The organism is Streptomyces sp. NPDC054956 (assembly GCF_053609185.1).
Map to the genome: position 1 here is coordinate 1 of NZ_JBSGXB010000488.1, position 3757 is coordinate 3757.

The 3757-nt window shown below is 72.0% G+C and carries 1 protein-coding gene; it reads right to left on the reverse strand.

What is annotated here, in order from left to right:
• Positions 1 to 48: 48 nt before the first annotated feature.
• On the reverse strand, positions 49 to 3591 hold the full coding sequence (mfd, locus tag ACWGDE_RS37140; RefSeq protein WP_453393494.1) for a transcription-repair coupling factor: 3543 nt from the start codon (positions 3589 to 3591) through the stop codon (positions 49 to 51).
• Positions 3592 to 3757: the final 166 nt, after the last annotated feature.

Consider the following 3757-nt stretch of genomic DNA (forward strand, 5'->3'; position numbering starts at 1 on the left):
GGTCCCGGGCCGCCGCCGTCGCCGTCTGCGCGAGCGGTACGAGTTCGGCTACGAGCCGAGGATCGTCGCGAGGAACTCCCCGGTCCAGCCCAGCAGTTCCCGCCCGACCAGCGGCTTCCCGCCGACCCTGGCCGTCTTGGGACGCGGGATCAGCACCTGCGAGGTGGCCGGCTTGAGCACCGAGCCCGGGTAGAGCCGCTTCAGCCGCAGCTCCTGCGATTCGCGCAACTCCACCGGCCCGAAGCGGATGTTGGGCCCCTGAAGGGTGATGTCGCCGACCCCGCAGGCGCGGGCGAGCATCCGCAGTCCGGCCACCAGCAGCAGGTTCTCCACCGGCTCCGGCAGCTTGCCGTAGCGGTCGGTGAGCTCCTCGCGCACGGCCTTGACGTCCTCCTCGGAGTTGGCCGCCGCGATCGACCGGTAGGCCTGCAGGCGCAGCCGCTCGCCCGGCGCGTAGTCGTGCGGGACGTGCGCGTCCACCGGCAGCTCGATCTTGACCTCCAGCGGCGGCTCCTCCTCCACCCCGCCTTCGACGGCCGCCCGGTAGTCGGCCACGGCCTCGCCGACCATGCGGATGTACAGGTCGAAGCCCACGCCCGCGATGTGGCCGGACTGCTCGCCGCCGAGCAGGTTGCCCGCGCCGCGGATCTCCAGGTCCTTCATGGCCACGTACATGCCGGCGCCCATCTCGGTGTGCTGGGCGATCGTCGCGAGCCGCTCGTGCGCGGTCTCGGTCAGCGGCTTCTCCGGCGGGTAGAGGAAGTACGCGTACCCGCGCTCGCGGCCGCGGCCCACGCGGCCGCGCAGCTGGTGGAGCTGGGAGAGGCCGAAGTTGTCGCCGCGCTCGACGATGAGGGTGTTGGCGTTGGAGATGTCGATGCCGGACTCGACGATCGTCGTGGAGACCAGCACGTCGAACTTCTTCTCCCAGAAGTCCACGACCACCTGTTCCAGGGCCTGTTCCGACATCTGACCGTGCGCCGTCGCGATGCGCGCCTCGGGCACGATCTCGCGCAGCTTGGCGGCCGCCCGGTCGATGGACTCGACCCGGTTGTGGATGTAGAAGCACTGGCCCTCGCGCAGGAGTTCACGGCGGACGGCCGCGCCGATCTGCTTCTCCTCGTAGGGGCCGACGAAGGTCAGGACCGGGTGGCGCTCCTCGGGCGGGGTGGTGATCGTGGACATCTCGCGGATGCCGGTCACCGCCATCTCCAGGGTGCGCGGGATCGGCGTCGCGGACATGGTCAGCACGTCGACGTTGGCGCGCAGCTTCTTCAGCTGCTCCTTGTGCTCGACGCCGAACCGCTGCTCCTCGTCGACGATGACCAGGCCCAGGTCCTTGAACTTGGTCTCCTGCGAGAACAGCCGGTGCGTGCCGATGACGATGTCCACGGAGCCCTCGCGCAGACCCTCCAGCGTGGCCTTGGACTCCGATTCGCTCTGGAAGCGGGACAGCGCCTTCACCTTGACCGGGAACTGCGCGTACCGCTCGGAGAACGTCCCGAAGTGCTGCTGCACCAGCAGTGTGGTCGGTACGAGGACGGCGACCTGCTTGCCGTCCTGGACCGCCTTGAACGCGGCGCGCACGGCGATCTCGGTCTTGCCGTAGCCGACGTCGCCGCAGATCAGACGGTCCATGGGGACCGACTTCTCCATGTCCTCCTTGACCTCGGCGATGGTGGTGAGCTGGTCGGGGGTCTCCGCGTACGGGAAGGCGTCCTCCAGCTCGCGCTGCCAGGGGGTGTCGGGGCCGAAGGTGTGGCCGGGGGCCGCCATGCGGGCGCTGTAGAGCTTGATCAGGTCGGCGGCGATCTCCTTGACGGCCTTCTTCGCGCGCGCCTTGGTCTTGGTCCAGTCGGCGCCGCCGAGCCGGTGCAGGGTCGGGGCCTCGCCGCCGACGTACTTGGTGACCTGCTCCAGCTGGTCGGTGGGGATGTAGAGCCGGTCGCCGGGCTGGCCGCGCTTGGCGGGCGCGTACTCGACGAGCAGGTACTCGCGGGTGGCGCCCTGCACGGTGCGCTGGACCATCTCCACGTAGCGGCCGACGCCGTGCTGCTCGTGGACGATGTAGTCGCCGACCTCCAGGGTGAGGGGGTCGATCGTCTTGCGGCGCCGGGTGGGCATCCGGCCGAGGTCCTTGGTGGCGGTGCGCTGGCCGGTCAGGTCGGTCTCGGTCAGGACGGCGAGCTTGAGGGCCGGGTCGACGAAGCCGTTGTCGAGGGAGCCGCACGAGACGTGCACCAGGGAGGGTTCCAGGGAGGCGAGGTCGGCCTCCAGGCGGGCCGGGATGCCTTCCCCGCCGAGCACCTCGACGGTGCGGGCGGCCGGGCCGTGGCCCTCGGTGAGGTAGACGGTGTGCCAGCCGTCGGCGATCCAGGCCTTGGTGTCGGCGAGCGCGCGGGCGGTGTCGCCGCGGTAGGCCTCGGGGGCGTGCATGCCGAGCTTGAGGGTGTCGCCGCCGGGGCGCTCGTCGTCGGCCGCGAAGGGGGACACGGACCACCACATCATGCCGAGCTCGCGCGCGTGCTCGCGTACGTCGGCGATGCCCCGCAGCGAGGCCGCGCCGACGTCGATGGGGGCCTCGCCGCCGCCGGCGGTGGCCGCCCAGGAGGCCATCAGGAACTCCTGCGAGGTCGCCACCAGGTCGGAGGCCCGGGTGCGCACCCGCTCCGGGTCGCACACGACGGCCATCGACCCGGCGGGCAGTACGTCGATCAGCAGTTCCATGTCGTCGACCAGGACCGGGGCGAGGGATTCCATGCCCTCCACCGCGATCCCCTCGGCGATCTTGTGGAGCAGTTCGCCGAGCTCGGGGTGGAGCTCGGCGAGGGCCGCGGCGCGCTCGCGGACCTCGTCCGTCAGCAGCAGTTCCCGGCAGGGCGGGGCCCACAGGCCGTGCTCGGCGATCTCCAGGGACCGCTGGTCGGCGACCTTGAAGTAGCGGATCTCCTCGACCTCGTCGCCCCAGAACTCCACGCGCAGCGGGTGTTCCTCGGTGGGCGGGAACACGTCGAGGATGCCGCCGCGCACGGCGAACTCCCCGCGCTTCTCCACCAGCTCCACGCGTGCGTACGCGGCGGCCGCGAGCGCCGAGGTGACCTCGCCCAGGTCGACGCTCTCGCCCTGCCGCAGGCTCACCGGTACGAGGTCCCCGAGCCCCTTGACCTGAGGCTGGAGCACCGAGCGGATCGGCGCGACCACGACGGAGACGGGACCGGCCGCCGGGTCGTCCTTGCTGGGGTGCGCGAGCCGGCGCAGCACGGCGATCCGGCGGCCGACGGTGTCGCTGCGCGGGGAGAGCCGCTCGTGCGGCAGCGTCTCCCAGGACGGGAACTCCGCCACCTCGTCCTCGCGGCCCGGGGGCATCATCGAGCGCAGCGCGGCGGCCAGGTCCTCGGCCTCCCGGCCGGTGGCCGTGACCGCGAGCACCGTCCGGTCGGTACGGGTGGCCAGCGCGGCAATGGCCAGGGGCCGCGCGGCGGCCGGTCCGACGAGGTCCACGTGCATGCGGTTGCCGTCCCCGGCCGCGGTGACCGCCTCGGCGAGTGCGGGGTCCCGGGTGACGGCGTCGAGCAGTCCGTGCAGGCTCATGAAGCGGCTTTCCGTCCGGTGAGGTGCGGTGAGTTCCCGCGGGGGCAACGCGAAGGACCCGACACGTCGAACGGGCCGGGGGTTCCCACCCTACGACGCGGGGGTGACACCCGCGCGTGGGATCCGCGCCGACGCGAACGCGCCCCGGCCCCGGTCCGCCCGAAGG